Genomic DNA, 19,757 nt, shown 5'->3' on the forward strand with positions numbered 1-19,757 from the left:
CCCTGGCCGGCGACGGCGCGAGGGCCCTTCAGCTCAGGCGCCGCCGTGCCATCGCATCCCGGGGATCTGGCCCGGCTCCGAGCCGATGTGGTAGCGCACCCGCCTGCCCCGCACACGCCGCGCGGGCGCACGGCAGCCGCGGGGGCGGCAGCCGGGGGCGAGGCGGGCGGAGATCGGCATCGGGAGGGTCAGCTCCGTCCGTGGCGGAGGGCCGGGTGGGCGCCCGCCGCGACGAGGTCGGAGACCGCCGACTTCGGGTCGCGCCCGGTGACCAGGGACTCGCCCACGAGCACCGCGTCGGCGCCCGCGTTGGCGAAGGCGATCAGGTCGTGCGGCCCGCGGACACCGGACTCGGCGATCTTGACGACGCTGTCCGGCAGCTCGGGCGCGATGCGCTCGAAGGTGGAGCGGTCGACCTTGAGGGTCTTGAGGTCGCGGTTGTTGACGCCGATGACCCGGGCGCCCGCGTCGACGGCGCGCTCGGCCTCCTCCTCGTCGTGCACCTCGACGATCGGCGTGAGGCCGATCGACTCGGCGCGCTCGATGAGGGACTCCAGGGCGGGCTGCTCAAGCGCGGCCACGATGAGCAGCGCGACGTCGGCGCCGTACGCCCTGGCCTCCCACAGCTGGTAGGAGGTGACGATGAAGTCCTTGCGCAGGACGGGGACGTCGACCTTGGCGCGGACGGCCTCCAGGTCGGCGAGCGAGCCGCCGAAGCGGCGCTCCTCGGTGAGCACGGAGATGACGGCCGCGCCGCCCGCCTCGTAGTCCGCGGCGAGCCCGGCGGGGTCGGCGATCGCGGCGAGCGCGCCCTTGGAGGGGCTGGAGCGCTTCACCTCGCAGATGACCTTGACGCCGTCGCCGCGGAGGGCCGCCGCGCCGTCCCTGGCCGCGGGAGCCTTGGCCGCGCGCTCCTTGAGCTCGTCGAGGCTGACGCGCGCCTGCCGCTCAGCGAGGTCGGCACGGACTCCGTCGATGATCTCGTCGAGCACACTCACGCGAGCGGTCCCCTTCCCTGACGGTTGAAGCTGACGTTCAAGCTGGTCACTGCGATGGTATCCGCAGCAGGCCGAAGCCCCCGCATCCGGTTGACACCCGTCCCAGGACCTGGACACGCGCCACCCGCGCTGCCTGCGGTTTCAGGGATGCAGCCAGGAGCCGAACGGCAGGTTCCTCACGAGGGTGAAGACCGCGACCAGGGCGCCGAGGCCCCACAGCGGCACCGGGCCCCACGCGAGGCGCAGGGGTCGTCCGCGCACCGCGTGAATCACCCAGACGGACCAGAGGGCGGCGAAGGCGACGTAGCCGGCGACGGCGAGGGCGTTGGCGCCGAGGGCCGCGGTGAGGTCGCCGTGGGCGAAGGCGTGGGCGCTGCGCAGGCCGCCGCAGCCGGGGCAGTAGATGCCGGTGAGGCGCAGGAGCGGGCAGGCGGGGTAGTGGCCGGGTTCGTTCGGGTCGACGGCGCCGACGTAGGCGAAGGCCCCGGCGACCGCGGCGAGCAGACCGGCGGGGACGAGCAGCCGGCCGAGGACGCCGGCCTCCGGCCGCTCCCCGGAGGGGCCTGGCGCGGCGCCTCGCGGAAGGTCGCTCCCCTGCATGGCACTCACGCTCCCGGCTCCGGTGCCCGCGCTCTCGGTTTCGGCGGTCATCCGTGCATTCTGCCCCGCGGGCGGGCCCGCCGCCCGGGCCCCGGCATGCCGGGAGGCGGCCCCGGCGACCGCCGGACCGCCTCCGGGCGTACGGATGCTCAGGCTTCGGCGCGCCGGACCTCGCGCTGCGGGCGCTTCTCCTGGCCGAGACCCATGAGGCGCATGATGCCGCCCACGATGCCGCCGATCGCGATGACGGCCATGCCGGCCCAGAAGCCGGGCACGTTGGCCATCACCATGAAGGCGCCCGCGACGCAGAAACCGATGAAGGCGATGATGACACCGGTCCAGGCGGCCGGGGTGTGTCCGTGTCCGTGGCTGCTGCCCGCCATGACTTGCTCCTATTTGCTGTATGCGTGGTGATGGGTGGGAAGCCCACCGCGAGTCGGACGCTCGCCGACATTGTCCCGTACCCGTGCGTATCGCGTGAGGTCGGGGTCACGCTTCGCGCGTCGGGTCCTCGCCGCGGTCGAGGGCCTTCCACAGCTCCTCGGGCCGCTCCGGGTCCGGGGCGCGGCGCGCCTTGCGGGGGCTCGGTGAGCCGTCGCGTTCGTACCGGCCCGACATCGCGGGCCACGTACGGCCGTAGGTGAGCGCGAGGAGTCCCGCGAGCAGGATCAGGCCGCCCGCGGCCGCGGCGGCGTACGGCCATCCGGTGTGGGAGAGGCCGTCGATGGTGGTGGCGGCGTCGCCGGACGCCGTGGCGGCCTTCTCGTCGAGCGCGGAGGCGTCGTCGGCGCCGAGCAGGGCGGCGGCCACGATGCCCGCGCCGCTCAGCGTGAGCAGCAGGGAGACCAGGACGCGTCCGGCGCGGCGGACCGCGAAGACCGCGACCAGGGCGGCGAGGCCGACTATCGCGAGCGCCGCGGGGACGCCCGTGACGTCGCTGCCCTTGGCGGTCAGCGGGAGGGCGCCGCCCGCCACCGAGGCGGTCCCGTGGGCCCAGTCCTGGCGGGAGGCGAGGAGCGCGAGGGCCGCGCCGAGGGCGCCGAGCAGCAGCGCGGCGCCGACGGTGCGCCTGCTGCCGCGCTGGGCCGGGGTCTCGGCGGTCGGCGCGTCGGTACGGGGCGGTGGTACTGCGGAAGTCACCTGTCCACTATCCCTCACCGCTTCCGGCGGCGCGCAGGCGGTTCGCCGTGTGGATGGCGCGGAGCACCGCGGCGGCCTTGTTGCGGCACTCGGTGTCCTCGGCCACGGGGTCGGAGTCGGCGACGACACCGGCTCCGGCCTGCACGTACGCCGTGCCGTCGCGGAGCAGGGCAGTACGGATGGCGATGGCGGTGTCGGAATCGCCCGCGAAGTCGAGGTAGCCGACGCAGCCGCCGTAGAGCCCGCGGCGGGACGGTTCGAGCTCGTCGATGATCTGCATGGCGCGGGGCTTGGGGGCACCGGAGAGGGTGCCCGCGGGGAAGCAGGCGGTGAGCACGTCGAAGGCGGTGCGGCCCTGGGCGACCTGGCCGGTGACCGTGGAGACGATGTGCATGACGTGGGAGTACTTCTCGATGGACATGAAGTCGACCACCTCGACGGAGCCCGGTTCGCAGACCCGGCCCAGGTCGTTGCGGCCGAGGTCGACGAGCATCAGGTGCTCGGCGCGCTCCTTGGGGTCGGCGAGCAGCTCGTCGGCGAGCGCCTGGTCCTCTCGCGGGGTGGCGCCGCGGTGGCGGGTGCCCGCGATGGGGTGCAGCAGGGCCCGCCCGTCCTCGACCTTGACGAGGGCTTCGGGGCTGGAGCCGACCACGTCGAAGCCGTCGAGGCGGAGGAGGTACATGTACGGCGACGGGTTGGTGGCCCGCAGTACCCGGTAGACGTCGAGCGCGCTCGCCGTGCAGGGGGTCTCGAAGCGCTGCGAGGGCACGACCTGGAAGGCCTCGCCGGCGCGGATGCGCTCCTTGATGTCCTCGACGGCGTCCTGGTACTGCTCGCCGCCCCACAGCGCGGTGAACTCGGGCAGTTCGGAGGCGGGCAGCGCGGCCGGGGGCTGGGCGACGGGCCGGGAGAGGTCGGCCTCCATGGCGTCGAGGCGGGCGACGGCGTCGGCGTACGCCTCGTCGACACCGGAGTCGAGGTCGTTGTGGTTGATCGCGTTGGCGATCAGCAGGACGGAGCCGTCCCAGTGGTCGAGTACGGCGAGGTCGCTGGTGAGCAGCATGGTCAGCTCGGGGAGCCGCAGGTCGTCCCGCTCGCCGGGGCCGATCCTCTCCAGGCGGCGCACGATGTCGTAGCCGAGGTAGCCGACCATGCCGCCGGTGAAGGGCGGGAGCCCGGCGGCGCCGGCCACGTCGCGTGGGGTGTGCAGTATGGCGATGGTGGCGCGCAGCGCTTCGAGCGGGTCGCCGCTGGTGGGGACGCCGACGGGCGGGGTGCCGAGCCAGTGGGCGGCGCCGTCGCGGACGGTGAGGGTGGCGGCGCTGCGGACGCCGACGAAGGAGTACCGGGACCAGGACCTGCCGTTCTCGGCGGATTCGAGGAGGAACGTGCCGGGGCGTTCGGCGGCGAGCTTGCGGTAGAGGCCGACGGGGGTGTCGCCGTCCGCGAGGAGCTTGCGGCTGACGGGGATGACTCGGCGGTCGGACGCCAGCTTGCGGAAGGTCTTGAGGTCCATGGCAGCAGACCCTACTGACCTGCGGCCGTGTCGCCCGTCGTGTCCGGTGCGCCCGGCGCGGGGACGCCGGAGAGCGGGAGCACATCGGAGTCGAAGCAGGTGCGCGTGCCGGTGTGGCAGGCGGCGCCGACCTGGTCGACCTGGACGAGGACGGTGTCCGCGTCGCAGTCGAGGGCGACTTCCTTGACGTACTGGAAGTGCCCGGAGGTGTCGCCCTTGACCCAGTACTCCTGGCGGCTGCGGGACCAGTAGGTGCAGCGTCCCGTGGTGAGGGTGCGGTGGAGTGCCTCGTCGTCCATCCAGCCGAGCATCAGCACCTCGCCGGTGTCGTACTGCTGGGCGATGGCGGGGAGGAGTCCGTCGGGGCTGCGCTTGAGTCGCGCGGCGATCTCCGGGTCGAGGCCGCTGCTGGGCGGGGGCACGCTGGTCATGCGCCCATTGTGCCGCGCGCGGGGCGGGCTCAGGGCGCCCGTCCACTGTCCGGACCGGGTGCGCGGTCGTAGGCTTGGGCGTATGTCGACCCATGCGAAGCGTGAACGACTTCTCCTCGCCGACCTGTTGGAGGCGGAGGGCCCCGAGTCCCCGACGCTGTGCGAGGGCTGGAGGACCCGTGACCTCGCCGCCCATGTGGTGGTGCGCGAGCGCCGCGCGGACGCCGCGGGCGGACTTCTGATCAAGCAGCTCGCCCCGCGCCTGGAACGGGTGCAGGCCGAGTTCGCCGCGAAGCCGTACGAGGAACTGATCCAGTTGATCAGGACGGGCCCCCCGCGGTTCTCGCCCTTCTCCCTCAAGCAGGTCGACGAGGCCTCGAACGCCGTCGAGTTCTACATCCACACCGAGGACGTGCGCCGCGCGCGCGCCGACTGGGTGCCGCGCGAACTGGACCCGGTCTTCGCGGACGCCCTCTGGTCCCGCCTGGAGCGCACGGCCCGCCTGATCGGCCGCAAGGCCCCGGTGGGCCTGGTGCTGCGCCGCCCCGACGGCCGCACGGCGGTGGCCCACCGCGGCCTCCCGGTGGTGACGGCCACGGGCGAACCCTCCGAACTCCTCCTCTTCGCCTACGGCAGGCAGAGCGTCGCCGAGGTGGAGCTGGACGGCGACAAGTCGGCGATCGCCACCCTGCAGGAGACGAAGCAGCTGGGGTTGTAGGGACGGTCAGCGGGCCCCTGCCTCCCCTCGTGTGGGGAGGCAGGGGCCCGGAAAGCCGTGCCCGGGGCTATCGCACCGGGTGGCCGGTCTCCCGCAGGGTCTGCTTGACCTCTCCGATGCGGAGGTCGCCGAAGTGGAAGACCGAGGCGGCCAGGACCGCGTCGGCGCCCGCTTCGACGGCCGGGGGGAAGTGGGGCAGGGCGCCCGCGCCGCCGGAGGCGATGACGGGGACCGTGACGTGCCGGCGGACGGCGGAGATCATCTCGATGTCGTAGCCGTCCTTGGTGCCGTCGGCGTCCATCGAGTTCAGCAGGATCTCGCCGGCGCCCAGCTCGGCGGCCCGGTGGGCCCACTCCACGGCGTCGGTCCCCGCCGACCTGCGGCCGCCGTGGGTCGTCACCTCGAAGCCGCCGGACGGCGTGCGGCGGGCGTCCACCGAGAGGACGAGGACCTGGCGGCCGAAGCGCTCCGCGATCTCGCGGATCAGGTCGGGGCGGGCGATGGCCGCCGTGTTGACGCCCACCTTGTCGGCGCCCGCGCGAAGCAGCTTGTCGACGTCGTCGGCGGTGCGTACCCCGCCGCCGACCGTGAGCGGGATGAAGACCTGCTCGGCGGTGCGGCGGACCACGTCGTACGTCGTCTCGCGGTTGCCGGACGACGCGGTGATGTCCAGGAAGGTCAGCTCGTCGGCGCCCTCGGCGTCGTAGACCTTGGCCATCTCGACGGGGTCGCCCGCGTCCCGCAGGTTCTGGAAGTTGACGCCCTTGACGACGCGGCCGTTGTCCACGTCGAGGCAGGGGATGACACGTACGGCGAGGGTCATGCCGCACCTGCCCGCGGGCCGTAGGCCTCCACCTCGACCTCGACGACCAGGCTGGGGTCGATGAAGCCGGACACGATGAGCATGGACGCGGCCGGGCGGACGTCGTCGAACAGCTCCTTGTGGGCGCGGCCCACCTCGTCGACGTCCCGCGCGTGCGTGAGGTACATGCGCGTGCGGACCACGTGCTCGCGGCCGAGGCCGAGCTTCTTCAGGGCGTCGAAGGCCGTGGTGAAGGCGTTGACCGTCTGTTCGTAGGGGGTGCCCGCGTCTATGACGCCGTTCACCACGGACGTGCAGCCGGAGACCAGGACCAGGCCGTTCGGCAGCTCGACGGCGCGGGAGTAGCCGATGGCCTCCTCCCAGGGGCCGCCCGAGCTGACCCGGCGTACGGCGTCGCTCATGAGGACGCCACCGCGGCGAGCGCCTCTTCCAGCGTGAACGCCTTGGCGTACAGCGCCTTGCCGACGATCGCGCCCTCGACGCCGAGCGGGACCAGCTCGGAGATGGCGCGCAGGTCGTCCAGGGACGAGACGCCGCCGGAGGCGACGACGGGGCGGTCCGTGGCCGCGCAGACGTTGCGCAGGAGCTCCAGGTTCGGGCCCTGGAGGGTGCCGTCCTTGGCGATGTCCGTGACCACGTACCGCGCGCAGCCCTCGGCGTTCAGGCGCTCCAGGGTTTCGTAGAGGTCGCCGCCGTCGCGGGTCCAGCCGCGACCGCGCAGCGTGGTGCCGCGTACGTCGAGGCCGACCGCGATCTTGTCGCCGTGCTCGGCGATGACCTTGGCGACCCACTCGGGGGTCTCCAGGGCGGCGGTGCCGAGGTTGACGCGGGTGCAGCCCGTGGCGAGGGCGGCGGCGAGCGTGTCGTCGTCGCGGATGCCGCCGGAGAGTTCCACCTTGATGTCCATGGCGGCCGCGACCTCGGCGATCAGGGCGCGGTTGTCGCCGGTGCCGAACGCGGCGTCCAGGTCGACCAGGTGCAGCCACTCGGCGCCCGACCGCTGCCAGGCGAGGGCGGCCTCCAGCGGGGAGCCGTAGGAGGTCTCCGAGCCGGACTCGCCGTGGACGAGGCGTACGGCCTGGCCGTCGCGGACGTCGACGGCGGGGAGGAGTTCGAGGGAGCTCACAGTGTTCCGATCCAGTTGGTGAGGAGCTGGGCACCGGCGTCGCCGGACTTCTCGGGGTGGAACTGGGTGGCGCTCAGGGCGCCGTTCTCGACGGCCGCCACGAAGGGCTCGCCGTGCGTGGACCAGGTGACGTGCGGGGCGCGCATCGCCGGGTTCGCGACTTCGAGTGACCAGTCGTGCACCGCGTAGGAGTGCACGAAGTAGAAGCGGGCGTCGGCGTCGAGGCCGTCGAAGAGGGTGGAGCCGGCCGATGCCTGGACGGTGTTCCAGCCCATGTGCGGGACGACCTCGGCCTTCAGCGGCTCGACCGTGCCGGGCCACTCGTCGAGGCCCTCGGTCTCCACGCCGTGCTCGATGCCGCGCGAGAAGAGGATCTGCATGCCCACGCAGATGCCCATGACCGGGCGTCCGCCGGCGAGGCGGCGCCCGACGATCCAGTCGCCGCGCGCCTCCTTCAGGCCGCGCATGCAGGCGGCGAAGGCGCCGACGCCGGGCACGAGCAGGCCGTCGGCGGCCATGGCCGTGTCGTAGTCACGCGTGATCTCGACGTCCGCGCCCGCGCGCGCGAGGGCGCGCTCGGCGGAGCGGATGTTGCCGAAGCCGTAGTCGAAGACGACGACCTTCTTGGGAGTGCTCATGTCTCGTACGCCCCCGTCAGTTCCAGTAGTCGAGCCGCAGGATGCCCGCCGCCAGGCACATCACGGCGCCGATGGAGAGCAGCGTGATCAGGCCCTTGGGCATCCCCTGCTTGACGAAGGAGATGACGCCGCCGATCAGGAAGAGGCCGACGACGATGAGGATGGTGTTGAGGCCGGTCATGGCTCTACAGGGCGCCCTTCGTGGAGGGGAGGATTCCGGCGGCGCGCGGGTCTCGCTCCGATGCATACCGCAGCGCGCGGGCCAGGGCCTTGAACTGGCACTCCACGATGTGGTGCGCGTTGCGGCCGTAGGGCACGTGGACGTGCAGGGCGATCTGCGCCTGCGCGACGAAGGACTCCAGGATGTGCCGGGTCATCGTCGTGTCGTACGCGCCGATCATCGGCGCCATGTTCTCCGGCTCGGTGTGCACGAGGTAGGGGCGGCCGCTCAGGTCGACGGTCACCTGGGCCAGCGACTCGTCGAGCGGGACCGTGCAGTTGCCGAAGCGGTAGATGCCCACCTTGTCGCCGAGGGCCTGCTTGAAGGCGGCGCCGATGGCGAGCGCGGTGTCCTCGATCGTGTGGTGCGAGTCGATGTGCAGGTCGCCCTCGGTCTTGACGGTGAGGTCGAAGAGGCCGTGGCGGCCGAGCTGGTCGAGCATGTGGTCGTAGAAGCCGACGCCGGTCGACACGTCGACCTTTCCGGTGCCGTCGAGGTCGATCTCGACGACGACCGACGTCTCCTTCGTGGTGCGTTCGACCCGTCCTACGCGGCTCATGCGTGTCGCTCCTTCTTGAGTTCGCGTACCGCATCGAGGAACGCGTCGTTTTCGTCGGGGGTTCCCGCGGTGACCCGCAGCCACCCCGGTACGCCGTTGTCCCTGACCAGGACGCCCCGGTCGAGGATCTTCCGCCACACCTCGTGGGTGGCGCCTTCTCCCTCGAACCGTCCGAACTGCACGAAGTTGGCGTCGGACTCGGTCACCTCGTACCCCGCCGCGCGCAGCTCGGCGACGAGGCGGTCCCGCTCGGCCTTGAGCTGCTCCACGTACTTCAGGAGCGTGCCGGTGTGTTCGAGGGCGGCGAGCGCGGTGGCCTGGGTGACGGCCGAGAGGTGGTACGGCAGGCGCACGAGCTGCACGGCGTCGACGACCGCCGGGTCGGCGGCGAGGTAGCCGAGGCGCAGCCCGGCCGCGCCGAAGGCCTTGGACATGGTCCGTGAGACGACGAGGTTCTGCCGCCCCTCGATCAGGGGGAGCAGCGAAGCGCCGTGACTGAACTCGACGTAGGCCTCGTCGACCACGACCAGGGACGGCTTCGCGGCCTGCGCGGCGTCGTACAGCGCGCGGACCGTCTCGGCGGGGACCGCGGTGCCCGTGGGGTTGTTGGGCGTGGTGATGAAGACGACGTCGGGGCGGTGCTCGGCGAGGGCGCGCTTCGCGGCCTCGACGTCGATGGTGAAGTCGTCGTCGCGGGGGCCCGAGATCCAGCCGGTGCCGGTGCCGCGCGCGATCAGGCCGTGCATCGAGTACGAGGGCTCGAAGCCGATGGCCGTCCTGCCGGGCCCGCCGAAGGTCTGCAGGAGCTGCTGGATGACTTCGTTGGAGCCGTTGGCCGCCCACACGTGGGCGAGGGTGACCTCGTGGCCCGCGGTGTCGCTGAGGTAGCGCGCGAGGGCGGTGCGCAGCTCGACCGCGTCCCGGTCGGGGTAGCGGTTGAGGTCGCGGGCGGCCTCGCGCACCCGCTCGGCGATGCGCTCGACGAGCGGTTCGGGCAGCGGGTAGGGGTTCTCGTTGGTGTTCAGGCGTACGGGTACGTCGAGCTGGGGCGCGCCGTAGGGGGACTTGCCGCGCAGCTCGTCGCGGACGGGGAGTCCGTCCCGGGGCGGCGGGGAGGGGTTCTTCGTCACTTGGCTCCCGGCACCTTCCATCCGAACCTCGCCTTGATCGCCGCGCCGTGCGCCGGGAGGTCCTCGGCCTCGGCGAGCGTCACGACGTGGTGCGCAACGTCGGCGAGGGCCTCGCGGGTGTAGTCGACGATGTGGACGCCGCGCAGGAAGGACTGCACGGACAGGCCCGAGGAGTGGCAGGCGCAGCCGCCGGTGGGCAGGACGTGGTTGGAGCCCGCGCAGTAGTCGCCGAGGGAGACGGGCGACCAGGGGCCCACGAAGATCGCGCCCGCGTTCTTCACGCGGTCCGCGACGGCGGCGGCGTCGGCGGTCTGGATCTCCAGGTGCTCGGCGCCGTACGCGTCGACGACGCGCAGGCCCGCGTCGAGGCCGTCGACCAGGACGATCGCGGACTGGCGGCCCCTGAGCGCGGGCTCGATGCGGTCCTCGACGTGCTTGGTGGCCGCGACCTGCGGCTGGAGCTCCTTCTCCACCGCGTCCGCGAGGGCGGGCGAGTCGGTGACGAGCACGGCGGCGGCGAGCGGGTCGTGCTCGGCCTGGCTGATCAGGTCGGAGGCGACGTGCGCCGCGTCGGCGGTGTCGTCGGCGAGGACCGCGATCTCGGTCGGCCCGGCCTCGGTGTCGATGCCGATGCGGCCGGTGAAGTAGCGCTTGGCCGCGGCGACCCAGATGTTGCCCGGGCCGGTCACCATGTTGGCGGGGGCGCAGCTCTCGGTGCCGTACGCGAACATCGCGACGGCCTGGGCGCCGCCGACCGCGTACACCTCGTCGATGCCGAGGAGGGCGCAGGCGGCGAGGATCGTCGGGTGCGGCAGGCCGCCGAAGTCGGCCTGCGGCGGGGAGGCGAGCGCCATCGACTCGACGCCGGCCTCCTGAGCGGGCACCGCGTTCATGATCACGGAGGACGGGTAGACGGACCGGCCGCCCGGGGCGTAGAGCCCGACGCGCTCGACGGGCACCCACTTCTCGGTGACCGAGCCGCCGGGCACGACCTGGGTGGTGTGCGGGGCGCGGCGCTGCGCGCGGTGGACGGCGCGGGCGCGGCGGATCGACTCCTCCAGTGCCTCGCGCACGGCCGGGTCGAGACCGGCCAGGGCCTCGGTGAGCGCGGCGGCGGGCACCCGGACCTGGTCCAGGCGGACGCCGTCGAACTTCTCCGCGAACCCGATCAGCGCCGCGTCGCCACGATGATGCACGTCCTCGCAGATGGGCCGCACCTTCTCCAGGGCGGCCGCGACGTCGAAGTCGGCACGGGGCAGCAGGGCGCGAAGGGCGGACCCCGACGGAAATTCCGTGAGGGCGTCGCCGCGCAGATCGATTCGAGAGATCACATGGCCAATTCTCTCAGACCTTCTTTCGGTACCCGACGTCTGTATCACTGGCTGATATGGACCCCGGAAGGCGGTGTTCACCACTAGCGTTCAGCCGGTCACACAGCGGGCATGAAACAGGTGTACGAAGTGGTGCGCCGCGGGGACGGAGAGGACGACAGCAGTGGTGGACGACGCCGGTACCGGGGACCCGCCCGACGGGCTGACCGCCGCGGAGATCGGCATGTGGCAGGCCTTCCGCAACGGCACCGTCTACGACCTCAGGTCGGGCGACGCCGCGGCGGACGACCCGCACGGCGGGCACCCGTGGGGGCCCGAGCGCAGCGTGCGGGCGCGCATCGTGTGCTGGCTGCTCCTGGACGGCCCGCCGGCCCTCGCGGGCCGGGTCTCCTCGCTGAAGCTCGCGGGCGTGCAGATCACCGACGCCCTCGACCTGGCGGGCGGCACCGTCGCCCCGTACACCGAGCTGAAGCACTGCCGCTTCGAGAAGGAGGTGCTCCTGCCGGAGTCCCGCTTCGCCACGCTGCGCCTCGTCGACTGCTCGATCCCGCGCATCGAGGCGGCCCGGCTGCACACCGAGGGCGATCTGCACCTGCCGCGCTGCCGGGTGCACAACGGCATCCGCCTCACGGACGCCCAGATCGGCACCGACCTGCTGCTCAACCAGGCGGTGGTCTACCGCGACCGGCGCGGCCGCTCGATCACCGGCGACGGCCTCACCGTCGGCCAGGACCTCCAGGCCGAGATGATGGAGTCGCACGGCGAGCTGAGCATGCGCGGCGCGAAGATCGGCGTCTCGCTGAGCCTGCGCGGCAGCAGCCTGATCAACCAGTACGGCCGGTACGCGCTCAACGCCCCGCAGCTCACGGTCGAGCGCACGCTCTACCTGACCCCGGCCGCCGTCGGCAATCCCCCGCAGACGTCCGGCACCACCCCGGCGCGCGGCACGCGCGTGCAGCGCTTCGCGTGCGAGGGCGGCGTCCGGCTCGACGACGGCCGCTTCGGCGACGCCATCGACTTCGCGCAGGCCGCCTTCGCCCTCCAGAACGACCAGGAGATCTCGCTGCGCCGCGTCCAGACGCCCGAGCTGCGCTTCCTCGGCGAGGCGCCGCAGCGCGGCAAGGTCGTGCTGTCCGGCGCCAAGGTCGTCAACCTCATCGACAGGGCGACGAGCTGGCCGGGCCCCGGCGGCCTCCAGATGGGCGGCTTCACCTACGAGAACCTCGTGCCGCAGGGCAGCTTCACGCTGGAGCGGCGCCTCGCCTGGGTGGCGGCGGCGACCGCCGAGTACAACCCCGAGCCGTACGAGAAGCTGGCCGCCGTGCTGCGCAACGGGGGCGAGGACGCCGACGCCCGCGAGGTGCTCCTCGCCAAGCAGCGCAGGCGCCGCGAGACGCTGCCGCTCGCGGCGAAGCTGTGGGGCTACGCACAGGACTGGACGGTCGCGTACGGCTACCGGCCGGGCAGGGCCGCGGTCTGGATGGCCGTGCTGTGGGCGGTCAGCGCGGTCGCGTTCTCGCGCGCCTCCCATCCGCCCCTCAAGGAGGGCGAGCACCCGAACTGGAACCCCGCGCTCTTCGCCCTGGACCTGCTGCTGCCCGTCATCAACCTCGGCCAGGACACCTACTGGCAGCTCCGCGGCGGCTGGCAGTGGTTCTCCACGGCGCTGATCCTGCTCGGCTGGGTCCTCGCCACGACCGTCGCGGCGGGCGCGACCCGGCTCCTGCGCCGCAACTGAGGGCCCGCGTCACGGCCCGGCCGCCGCCCCTGCCTGCGGCTGAACCGTTATCCGCCCCCGCGCAACCTTCGCCGGCCCTGGACCGTCATCCCAGCGCAGGCAGACAATCGAGCAACCACGAAGGTGACCGGCGGGCCGCGCGAGCGCGCGCCGGTTGAGGCGCAAAGGAGGGCACGGTGCTGCGTGCCTTCATCCGTACCGCCCGCATGGTGCGGCACACCCCGCGCCTTGCCGTCGGTCTCCCGCCGGACGACGAGGTGCTCCTCGACGTACCCGACGAGCGGCTCGCCCCGGCCCTCGTCGCCGCGGGCCGCGGCGACCACGGCCCCGCGGCCAAGCTCCTCGCCATGACCCGCGAGGCCGCCGAGTGGGAGAACCGCGACCGCTACACCACCCGCCTCGCCGCCTTCGCCCGCTCCCGCCCCGAGTGGTTCGACGACTGGCTCTGCGCCTCCCCGCACGACCCCGACCTGCTGCTCCTCAAGGCCGAGCTGGCCGTCGTCCGCGGCTGGGAGTCACCGGCGCGGGCCGAGCTGCTGCGCGAGGTGAGCCCGCTGCTGACCGCCGCGGCCGAGGCCGACCCGCGCGACCCCGTGCCCTGGCGGATCGCCCTGGACCACGCGCGCGGCACCCACGCCCCGCACACGGTCTTCGAGCAGCTCTGGGAGCACGCGGTACGCCGCTCCTCGTACCACTACGGCTGCCACGCCTCGGCCCTGCAGTACCTCTCGGCCGCCTGGTACGGCTCGCACAGCGAGTGCTTCGACTTCGCCGAGCGCGCCGCCGCCGACGCGCTGCCGGGGTCGCTGATACAGGTCCTGCCGGCCCGCGCCGCCTTCGCCTACCTCACCAGTCCCACGGGCAAGGTGCCCCGTGAGCGCCTGGACGCGGCGGCCGACCTCGCCATCGGCCTCTCCCGCGACTACGACGCCGGGGACCCCTGGCCCGCCGAGGTCCGCAACCTCCTCACCTACGTCCTGGTCCGCCTGGAGCGGTGGGACGACGCCCTGGAGCAGCTGCGCCTGATCGGCCCGTACGCCACGTCCTTCCCCTGGGACCGGCTCTCCGACGATCCGCTGGGCCAGTTCCTCGAACTGCGCGACGGCGTGCGCATCGAAGTGGCGTCGATGACGCCGCTGCGCCCTCCGCGCGGACGCGGACGCTCCGACGACCATTAGGCTTGCCGGTCGTGACCATCCGGCTTCCGCTCTTCCCGCTCAACTCGGTGCTGTTCCCCGGCCTCATGCTGCCGCTGAACGTCTTCGAGGAGCGATATCGCGCCATGATGCGCGAGCTGCTCAAGACCCCCGAGGGGGAGCAGCGCCAGTTCGCCGTCGTCGCCATCCGCGACGGCTCGGAGGTGGCGCCGAGCGCGCCAGGGCTCCCCGACCAGACGGCCGTGCCCGTGCACGGCCCCGCCGCGGGCTTCGGCGACGACCCCGCCAGGGCCTTCCACGCCATGGGCTGCGTCGCGGACGCGACGACGATCAGGGAGCGGGAGGACGGCGGCTTCGAGGTCCTCGCCACGGGCACGTCCCGCGTCCGAATCCGTTCGGTCGACGCCTCGGGCGCCTTCCTCACCGCCGAGGTCGAGGAGGTGCCCGAGGAACCCGGCGAGGGGGCGGGCACGCTCGCCGAGGGCGTCCTGCGCGCCTTCAGGTCGTACCAGAAGCGCCTGGCCGGGGCGCGGGAGCGCTCGCTGACCACGGGGGCCGAGCTGCCGGACGAGCCGTCCGTGGTGTCGTACCTGGTCGCCGCGGCGGCCGTGCTCGACACCCCCACCAAGCAGCGGCTCCTGGAGGCGGCGGACACGGCGGCGCGGCTGCGGGACGAGCTGGCCCTGCTGCGCTCGGAGACGGCGATCATCCGCAATCTGCCGTCACTGCCCGCGCCGGAGCTGACCCGCGGGACCACCAGCCTGAACTGACGTACGAGGCGCGAGAGGGCGCGAGACTGTGGCGAAGAAGCAGAAGAAGCAGACGGGCGGCGCGGGCGGCACCCCGGCGACGGTCGCCCTCACCGCGGCGGGCACCGCCTTCACGGTGCACGCCTACGAGCACGACCCGTCCCACCCCTCGTACGGCGAGGAGGCCGCCGAGGCCATGGGCGTGTCCCCGGAGCGGGTCTTCAAGACGCTGGTCGCCGAGGTCGACGGCGAGCTGACCGTGGCCGTGGTGCCCGTCGCGGGCTCGCTCGACCTGAAGGCGCTGGCCGCCGCGGTCTCGGGCAAGCGCGCCGTGCTGGCCGACCCGGCGGCGGCCGAGCGGACCACCGGCTATGTGCGGGGCGGCATCTCCCCGCTCGGCCAGCGCAAGAGGCTGCGCACGGTCCTGGACGACTCCGCCGCGGGGCATCCCACGATCTGCGTCTCGGCGGGCCGCAGGGGCCTTGAGGTGGAGCTGGCACCGGGCGACCTGGCGGAACTCACCTCCGCGGTCCTCGCCCCGATCGGCCGCGCCTGACGGCCCTCCGGCCACCCGCCGCGTACGACGTGAAAGCGCCCTCGACAGGGCCGCGGGGCGCGACTAGTACCGAGGGCATGTCGAAGAAGACGCGGATGCGGAAGTGGCGGGCGAAGAAGCGCAGGGCCAACCACGGCAAGCGCCCCGCCTAGGGTCGGCCCTGCGGGCCCTGGGGGCGGGTGCCGTCGTCGAGGGGCTGCCCGTAGAAGTCCACCGGCGGGTACGGCTCGGGGTCGCGCGGTCCGAACAGCGCGGTGAGGCCGAGGTGCACGGCGAGCGCGGCCACCGGCCAGGCGAGGAGCGTGCCCTTGGCCTTGATCTCCAGCGGGGCGTCGAAGACGACGCCCTTGCCCGCGGCCTTGGCGTGCGCCACGACGTCCGTCTCGGGGCCGAGCCATATCCCGGCCCGCCACGCGAGCACGGCGCCCAGGAGGCTGCCGAGCGCGAGGCCGGCGACCAGCGGTATGCCGCCACGCCTGCGCAGCAGGAAGACGACGACGCCGCTGACGACGCCGAAACCGAGCGCGAGCAGCGTGAACGTTCCGTCGACACCGATGGCCTGCTCGCCCTCGGTGTCCTTCAGGTACACCGCCTCGCCGTCCGAGACGAGCGGCACGCGCGGCGCCAGCCACATCCACAGGAGGCCGAGGACCACTCCGCTGACCGCCACCACGGCCGCGATCACCGCGGCCTGCCGCACTTCCGTCTTCATGCCGGGCCCGTCCTCCTCGTGTCCGGAAGGAGCTGCGGCTCCCGACGGCTGCGCGGGGGCCTGCCAGGGATCGTGCGGGGGTTGCGGTGTCAGCGGTGCGGTCACCCACACATCGTGCCAGTAGTACCTGTGCGGCGCGTCACCGGACGGCCGCCCGGCGGTAGGCCCACGTGGCGACGGCGAGCGAGGCCACGCCGACGCCCGCGCAGACCGCCAGATCCAGGGCGACGAGCGCCCAGTCCGGGTCGGGTCCGAAGGTGTTGGCGAACGCCTCCACGCCGTACGTGGAGGGCAGCAGGTCGCGCGCGTACTGCAGCGGCGTCGGCATGCGGTCCGCCGGCAGGACGCCGAGCAGCAGCGCCGCCGACATGCCCAGCTGGCCGAGGAGCGTGGCCAGCTCGGGGCGCGGCGCGAGGAGCCCGAGGGCGGCGCCGAGCCCCGCGAGGGCGGCTCCGGCGAGCGGGATCACGGCGACGAGCACCCAGAGGTGGGTGAGCGGCAGCCCGAAGAGCCCGCAGCCCACGACCGCCGTGACGATGGTGCCCGGCACCGTGAACGAGGCGTACGCGGCGGCGGCGCCGAGGACCACGGCGGCGGGCGGCACGGGCAGCGTGGCGTAGTGGTCGAGGCCGCCGTCGGCGCGGAGCCGTCCGAAGTACTGGGCGAGCAGGTTGAGCGCGACGAACGCGACGACGAGCACGGAGGAGCCCGCGACCACGGCCCGCGCCTCACCGCCCCCGTCCACGACGCCCCGCATCAGGATCATGATGCCGACGGACTGGAAGGTCGCCACGAAGAGCAGCGGAATCCGCGCGACCCTGGCCCGCGAGAGCTGGGCCCGGTAGACGGCCGCGAGCGCGGGAAACAGCCGGGCGGGCGGCCCGAGGGCCGCGGGACCCGCGGGACGGGCCTCGGTGCGCCCCTCCTCCCGCACCACGGCATCAAGCGGAACGGCACTCACCGCAGAACCCCTCTGTAACTGTCCGTACTCTCCGTACGCGTACGACTCGACACGGGCAACCCGGCTCCCTCACCCCTTCACCAGTCCCCTGCCGCTGCCGCCCAGGGCGAGGTACACGTCCTCCAGGCTGGGCGTCGCCAGGGTGAAGTCGTCGAGGGCGGCGAACGCGGCCCCGCCGGTGACCGCGGCGACGGCGGCACGCGCCTCGTCCGGCGCCAGCCGCAGGGCCCACCGCCGTCCCGACTCCACCGCGGAGGACCGCAGCGCGGCGACCTCGGGGACGTCGAGCGGCGCCCGCTCCCGCCACACCAGCTCCACCCGCACCTCGTCCGCGACCTGCTCCTTGAGGCCGGCCGGGGTGTCGCAGGCGATGACCTTGCCCTCGTCGAGCACGGCGACCCGGTCGAGGACGGTCTCCGCCTCGATGACGTTGTGCGTGACGAGCACCACGGTCGTCCCGCGCTCGGCCCGCCGCGAGTCGATGGCGGTCCAGACGGCCCGCCGGGCCACGGGGTCCATTCCGGTGGTGGGCTCGTCGAGGACGAGCAGCGGCCGCTCCCCCACCAGCGCGGTGGCGAAGCAGGCGAGCCGCCGCTGTCCTCCGGAGAGCTTCTTGAGGGGGCGCGAGGCCAGCGGGGCGAGCCCCAGTTCGCCGAGGACGGCGTCCCGCTCGGCTCGCGCCCGGTGCACGTCGAGCCCGCGCAGCCGCCCGGTCGTCTCGACGGCGAGGGACACGGTCAGCTCGTCGAGGGCGGTGGAGTCCTGTCCGAGGTAGGCGAGGAGCCGCGCGGCCCGCTCGGGGTGGCGCACGATGTCGTGGCCGAGGATGTCGACCCCGCCGCCGTCGGGCCGCATCAGGCCGGTCAGCTGGCGTACGAGGGTGGACTTGCCGGCGCCGTTGGGCCCGAGCAGACCGAAGATCTCGCCGCGCCGCACCGTCAGGGTAATGCCGTCGGTGGCGCGGACCTCGGGGGTCGCGGGCCTGCCGCGCCTGCCACGGGCGGCGGGGTAGGTCTTGACCAGGTCGCGCACCGCGCAGACGGCGTCGATGCCGTGTTCCTTGCGGCTCTCCTGTCGGACTGCCGGTGCCGGGCGCGTACTCACGAAGGACGAGACTACGGGGTCCACGGGTGCGGGCGACGCCCGGGGCGCCCCGTACGCCCCGAATCAGTCTCCTGCCCGGTCCCCCGCGGTGGCGTGCTCGGCGGCCGTGCGCGCGTCGACCTCGCGCCAGAATCCCGCCCGGATCGCGTACCGGTCGTGCTCGTCGATCTGGTCGTCCTTGTGGGCGAGCAGGCCGAAGCGCGCCGCGTACCTGAGGAGCTCGCCGTCGACGCGGTGCGGGATGCGGGGGTACATCGCCGACAGCTTCTGGAGGTTGTGCTGCTCGGGGAGGCGCGCCATCCAGCGCCGCGCGAACACCTGTCCGACCTCGTAGGGGTCGCCGCCGACCGTGGTGATGTCCTCCTCGCGGTCGGCCCAGCGCTGCTCGGCCGTGGTGAGCTGGGCGAGGGTCGGCAGGGCCGCGGCCTCGGGGCCCTCGGGCGCGCCGCCGGGCCGCTCGACCCAGCCCTTGTCGGAGGACCAGCGCAGCGTCGCGCCCGCCGGGTGCTGCGCGGCCTGGGTGCCGGGGCCGCGCAGGGCGGCCAGGTCCTTGGGGGTGGGCACGGTCCTGCCCGCGGGGCCGCGGTGCTCGGCGGCCTCCTGTCCGTTGGCCCCGGTGTCGGGGGTGTGCCCGGCGGGGGTCTCCTCCTCGGTGCGCTGCGCGGCGGCGGCGAGGGCGGACTCCGGGAGCGGCGCGGAGAGGATGGCGGCGATCTCGGGGCGCGGCACGGGCGGCGGCGCGCAGACGCCGGTCAGCTCCTTGGGGCGCACGGCCTTGGTGATCCAGGCCCGGTCGAGCACCCGCCGCTCGTCGGCCTCGGCGACGAGGTCCTCGGACTGGTTGTAGTCGCCGTCGGCGGCCTGCACGGCCCAGAGGTGGACGGCGACGCCGTGCTCCTTGGCCGCCATCATGCCGGGCAGCAGATCGCCGTCGCCGGTGACGAGCACGACGTCGGAGCAGGCGCGGTTGCGGGCCAGCTCGGTCAGTTCGGCGTGCATGGCGGCGTCCACGCCCTTCTGCGCCCACCGTCCGTCGCTGCGGGTCAGGGCGCCGAGGCGGACCGTGACGCGGGGCATGACGCGCAGCCGCCGGTGCTCGGGCTGGGGCACGCGGTCGGGGGCTCCGTCGAACCAGTAGATGCGCAGGAGCGGGCGTTCGGTGTCGGCCTCCGCGCGCTCGCGCAGGCCCTGGACCAGGGCGGTGTGATCGACGGTGATCCGGGACCTGGACGGTTCTCCCGCGAGGAGACTCGCGGCCGCGCCCAGCAGATACCCGGCGTCCACCAGGACGATGCAGCGGTCCACGCGATCCACCCTCTTTCCCTGGCGTTCCCGGGAGTTCCTGAAAAGTGCCCGGAGGTTTCTGGACGTTCCCTCGAAGGCCCACGAACACACCCTGTGACGGCGACGAATCAGGGGTGCGGGTCCGCGTCGGGTTCTGCTTCGAGTCTGCCCGACCCGGCGGAGGTTAACGGGCGGAACTCGATCTTCGGCGTGGCGTATCCACGGTTCCCTCACCGACAGCCCTTATCACGCAGGGTAATTCTCTG

23 protein-coding genes are annotated in these 19,757 nt (G+C 73.4%); 5 read left to right on the plus strand and 18 right to left on the minus strand.

Annotation, left to right across the window (positions count from 1 at the left end; translation table 11 throughout):
* Positions 1-188: 188 nt before the first annotated feature.
* From trpC to hisI, 6 genes are all read right to left on the minus strand, one after another.
* Positions 189-998: an indole-3-glycerol phosphate synthase TrpC gene (trpC, locus tag AB0I16_RS01120; RefSeq protein ID WP_363247173.1), complete on the minus strand. Its 810-nt coding sequence runs from the start codon at positions 996-998 to the stop codon at positions 189-191.
* A 141-nt stretch (positions 999-1,139) separates the two neighbouring features.
* Positions 1,140-1,598 (minus strand): DUF2752 domain-containing protein, encoded by a 459-nt coding sequence (locus AB0I16_RS01125; RefSeq protein WP_363247311.1) that lies wholly within the window; start codon positions 1,596-1,598, stop codon positions 1,140-1,142.
* 149 nt (positions 1,599-1,747) lie between these two features.
* Positions 1,748-1,981, minus strand: a complete 234-nt coding sequence (locus tag AB0I16_RS01130; protein ID WP_363247174.1) for an HGxxPAAW family protein — start codon at positions 1,979-1,981, stop codon at positions 1,748-1,750.
* Between the two features lie 106 nt (positions 1,982-2,087).
* Positions 2,088-2,738, minus strand: coding sequence for a TIGR02234 family membrane protein (locus AB0I16_RS01135; protein WP_363247175.1), 651 nt, complete (start codon positions 2,736-2,738; stop codon positions 2,088-2,090).
* Positions 2,739-2,745: 7 nt separating this feature from the next.
* Entirely contained in the window at positions 2,746-4,254 is a 1,509-nt protein-coding gene (locus AB0I16_RS01140) for an anthranilate synthase component I (protein WP_363247176.1), read from the minus strand.
* Between the two features lie 11 nt (positions 4,255-4,265).
* Positions 4,266-4,685 carry a phosphoribosyl-AMP cyclohydrolase gene (gene hisI / locus AB0I16_RS01145; protein WP_363247177.1) on the minus strand — a complete coding sequence of 140 codons (420 nt, stop codon included), beginning with the start codon at positions 4,683-4,685 and terminating at the stop codon, positions 4,266-4,268.
* 82 nt (positions 4,686-4,767) lie between these two features.
* Between hisI and AB0I16_RS01150 the strand changes: the two genes are divergently transcribed.
* On the plus strand, positions 4,768-5,403 hold the full coding sequence (locus AB0I16_RS01150) for a TIGR03085 family metal-binding protein (protein WP_363247178.1): 636 nt from the start codon (positions 4,768-4,770) through the stop codon (positions 5,401-5,403).
* 67 nt (positions 5,404-5,470) lie between these two features.
* Here the strand turns inward: AB0I16_RS01150 and hisF are convergent, their stop codons facing one another.
* From hisF to hisD, 8 genes are read right to left on the minus strand one after another with little or no spacing between them, the layout of a single operon-like run.
* On the minus strand, positions 5,471-6,226 hold the full coding sequence (gene hisF / locus AB0I16_RS01155) for an imidazole glycerol phosphate synthase subunit HisF (protein ID WP_363247179.1): 756 nt from the start codon (positions 6,224-6,226) through the stop codon (positions 5,471-5,473).
* Complete coding sequence (locus tag AB0I16_RS01160; RefSeq protein ID WP_363247180.1) at positions 6,223-6,627, minus strand: RidA family protein; 405 nt, start codon at positions 6,625-6,627, stop codon at positions 6,223-6,225. Before AB0I16_RS01160 ends, hisF begins: the two co-directional genes overlap by 4 nt.
* Positions 6,624-7,352 carry a bifunctional 1-(5-phosphoribosyl)-5-((5-phosphoribosylamino)methylideneamino)imidazole-4-carboxamide isomerase/phosphoribosylanthranilate isomerase PriA gene (priA, locus tag AB0I16_RS01165; protein ID WP_363247181.1) on the minus strand — a complete coding sequence of 243 codons (729 nt, stop codon included), beginning with the start codon at positions 7,350-7,352 and terminating at the stop codon, positions 6,624-6,626. The genes AB0I16_RS01160 and priA overlap by 4 nt, the downstream gene beginning before the upstream one ends.
* The gene (hisH, locus tag AB0I16_RS01170; RefSeq protein WP_363247182.1) at positions 7,349-7,990 is read right to left on the minus strand and encodes an imidazole glycerol phosphate synthase subunit HisH; all 642 of its coding nucleotides are present in this window, start codon (positions 7,988-7,990) and stop codon (positions 7,349-7,351) included. Before hisH ends, priA begins: the two co-directional genes overlap by 4 nt.
* A 16-nt stretch (positions 7,991-8,006) precedes the next feature.
* Positions 8,007-8,171, minus strand: coding sequence for a hypothetical protein (locus AB0I16_RS01175; RefSeq protein ID WP_363247183.1), 165 nt, complete (start codon positions 8,169-8,171; stop codon positions 8,007-8,009).
* A gap of 4 nt (positions 8,172-8,175) precedes the next feature.
* Positions 8,176-8,769: an imidazoleglycerol-phosphate dehydratase HisB gene (hisB, locus tag AB0I16_RS01180; RefSeq protein WP_062781230.1), complete on the minus strand. Its 594-nt coding sequence runs from the start codon at positions 8,767-8,769 to the stop codon at positions 8,176-8,178.
* Complete coding sequence (locus tag AB0I16_RS01185) at positions 8,766-9,899, minus strand: histidinol-phosphate transaminase (RefSeq protein WP_363247184.1); 1,134 nt, start codon at positions 9,897-9,899, stop codon at positions 8,766-8,768. Before AB0I16_RS01185 ends, hisB begins: the two co-directional genes overlap by 4 nt.
* Positions 9,896-11,230 (minus strand): histidinol dehydrogenase, encoded by a 1,335-nt coding sequence (gene hisD / locus AB0I16_RS01190; RefSeq protein ID WP_363247185.1) that lies wholly within the window; start codon positions 11,228-11,230, stop codon positions 9,896-9,898. Before hisD ends, AB0I16_RS01185 begins: the two co-directional genes overlap by 4 nt.
* A 223-nt stretch (positions 11,231-11,453) precedes the next feature.
* Here hisD and AB0I16_RS01195 point away from each other — a divergent pair, with 223 nt between their 5' ends.
* The 4 genes from AB0I16_RS01195 (at position 11,454) to ybaK (ending at position 15,430) form a co-directional block, all read left to right on the plus strand.
* The gene (locus tag AB0I16_RS01195) at positions 11,454-12,968 is read left to right on the plus strand and encodes an oxidoreductase (RefSeq protein ID WP_363247312.1); all 1,515 of its coding nucleotides are present in this window, start codon (positions 11,454-11,456) and stop codon (positions 12,966-12,968) included.
* Between the two features lie 206 nt (positions 12,969-13,174).
* On the plus strand, positions 13,175-14,146 hold the full coding sequence (locus AB0I16_RS01200; protein ID WP_363247313.1) for a hypothetical protein: 972 nt from the start codon (positions 13,175-13,177) through the stop codon (positions 14,144-14,146).
* A 2-nt stretch (positions 14,147-14,148) separates the two neighbouring features.
* Positions 14,149-14,895, plus strand: coding sequence for an LON peptidase substrate-binding domain-containing protein (locus AB0I16_RS01205; protein WP_363247186.1), 747 nt, complete (start codon positions 14,149-14,151; stop codon positions 14,893-14,895).
* A 28-nt stretch (positions 14,896-14,923) separates the two neighbouring features.
* Positions 14,924-15,430, plus strand: a complete 507-nt coding sequence (gene ybaK, locus AB0I16_RS01210; RefSeq protein WP_363247187.1) for a Cys-tRNA(Pro) deacylase — start codon at positions 14,924-14,926, stop codon at positions 15,428-15,430.
* A 148-nt stretch (positions 15,431-15,578) separates the two neighbouring features.
* Here the strand turns inward: ybaK and AB0I16_RS01215 are convergent, their stop codons facing one another.
* The 4 genes from AB0I16_RS01215 to AB0I16_RS01230 form a co-directional block, all read right to left on the minus strand.
* Entirely contained in the window at positions 15,579-16,247 is a 669-nt protein-coding gene (locus AB0I16_RS01215) for a DUF2567 domain-containing protein (RefSeq protein WP_363247188.1), read from the minus strand.
* 34 nt (positions 16,248-16,281) lie between these two features.
* Positions 16,282-17,076, minus strand: coding sequence for an ABC transporter permease (locus tag AB0I16_RS01220; protein ID WP_363247314.1), 795 nt, complete (start codon positions 17,074-17,076; stop codon positions 16,282-16,284).
* 96 nt (positions 17,077-17,172) lie between these two features.
* Positions 17,173-18,207, minus strand: coding sequence for an ABC transporter ATP-binding protein (locus tag AB0I16_RS01225; protein WP_363247189.1), 1,035 nt, complete (start codon positions 18,205-18,207; stop codon positions 17,173-17,175).
* A gap of 63 nt (positions 18,208-18,270) precedes the next feature.
* Positions 18,271-19,512: an NYN domain-containing protein gene (locus AB0I16_RS01230; protein ID WP_363247190.1), complete on the minus strand. Its 1,242-nt coding sequence runs from the start codon at positions 19,510-19,512 to the stop codon at positions 18,271-18,273.
* Between the last annotated feature and the right edge of the window lie 245 nt (positions 19,513-19,757).

The sequence above is a fragment of the Streptomyces sp. NPDC050703 genome (assembly GCF_040654435.1).
Taxonomy (GTDB): Bacteria; Actinomycetota; Actinomycetes; order Streptomycetales; family Streptomycetaceae; genus Streptomyces.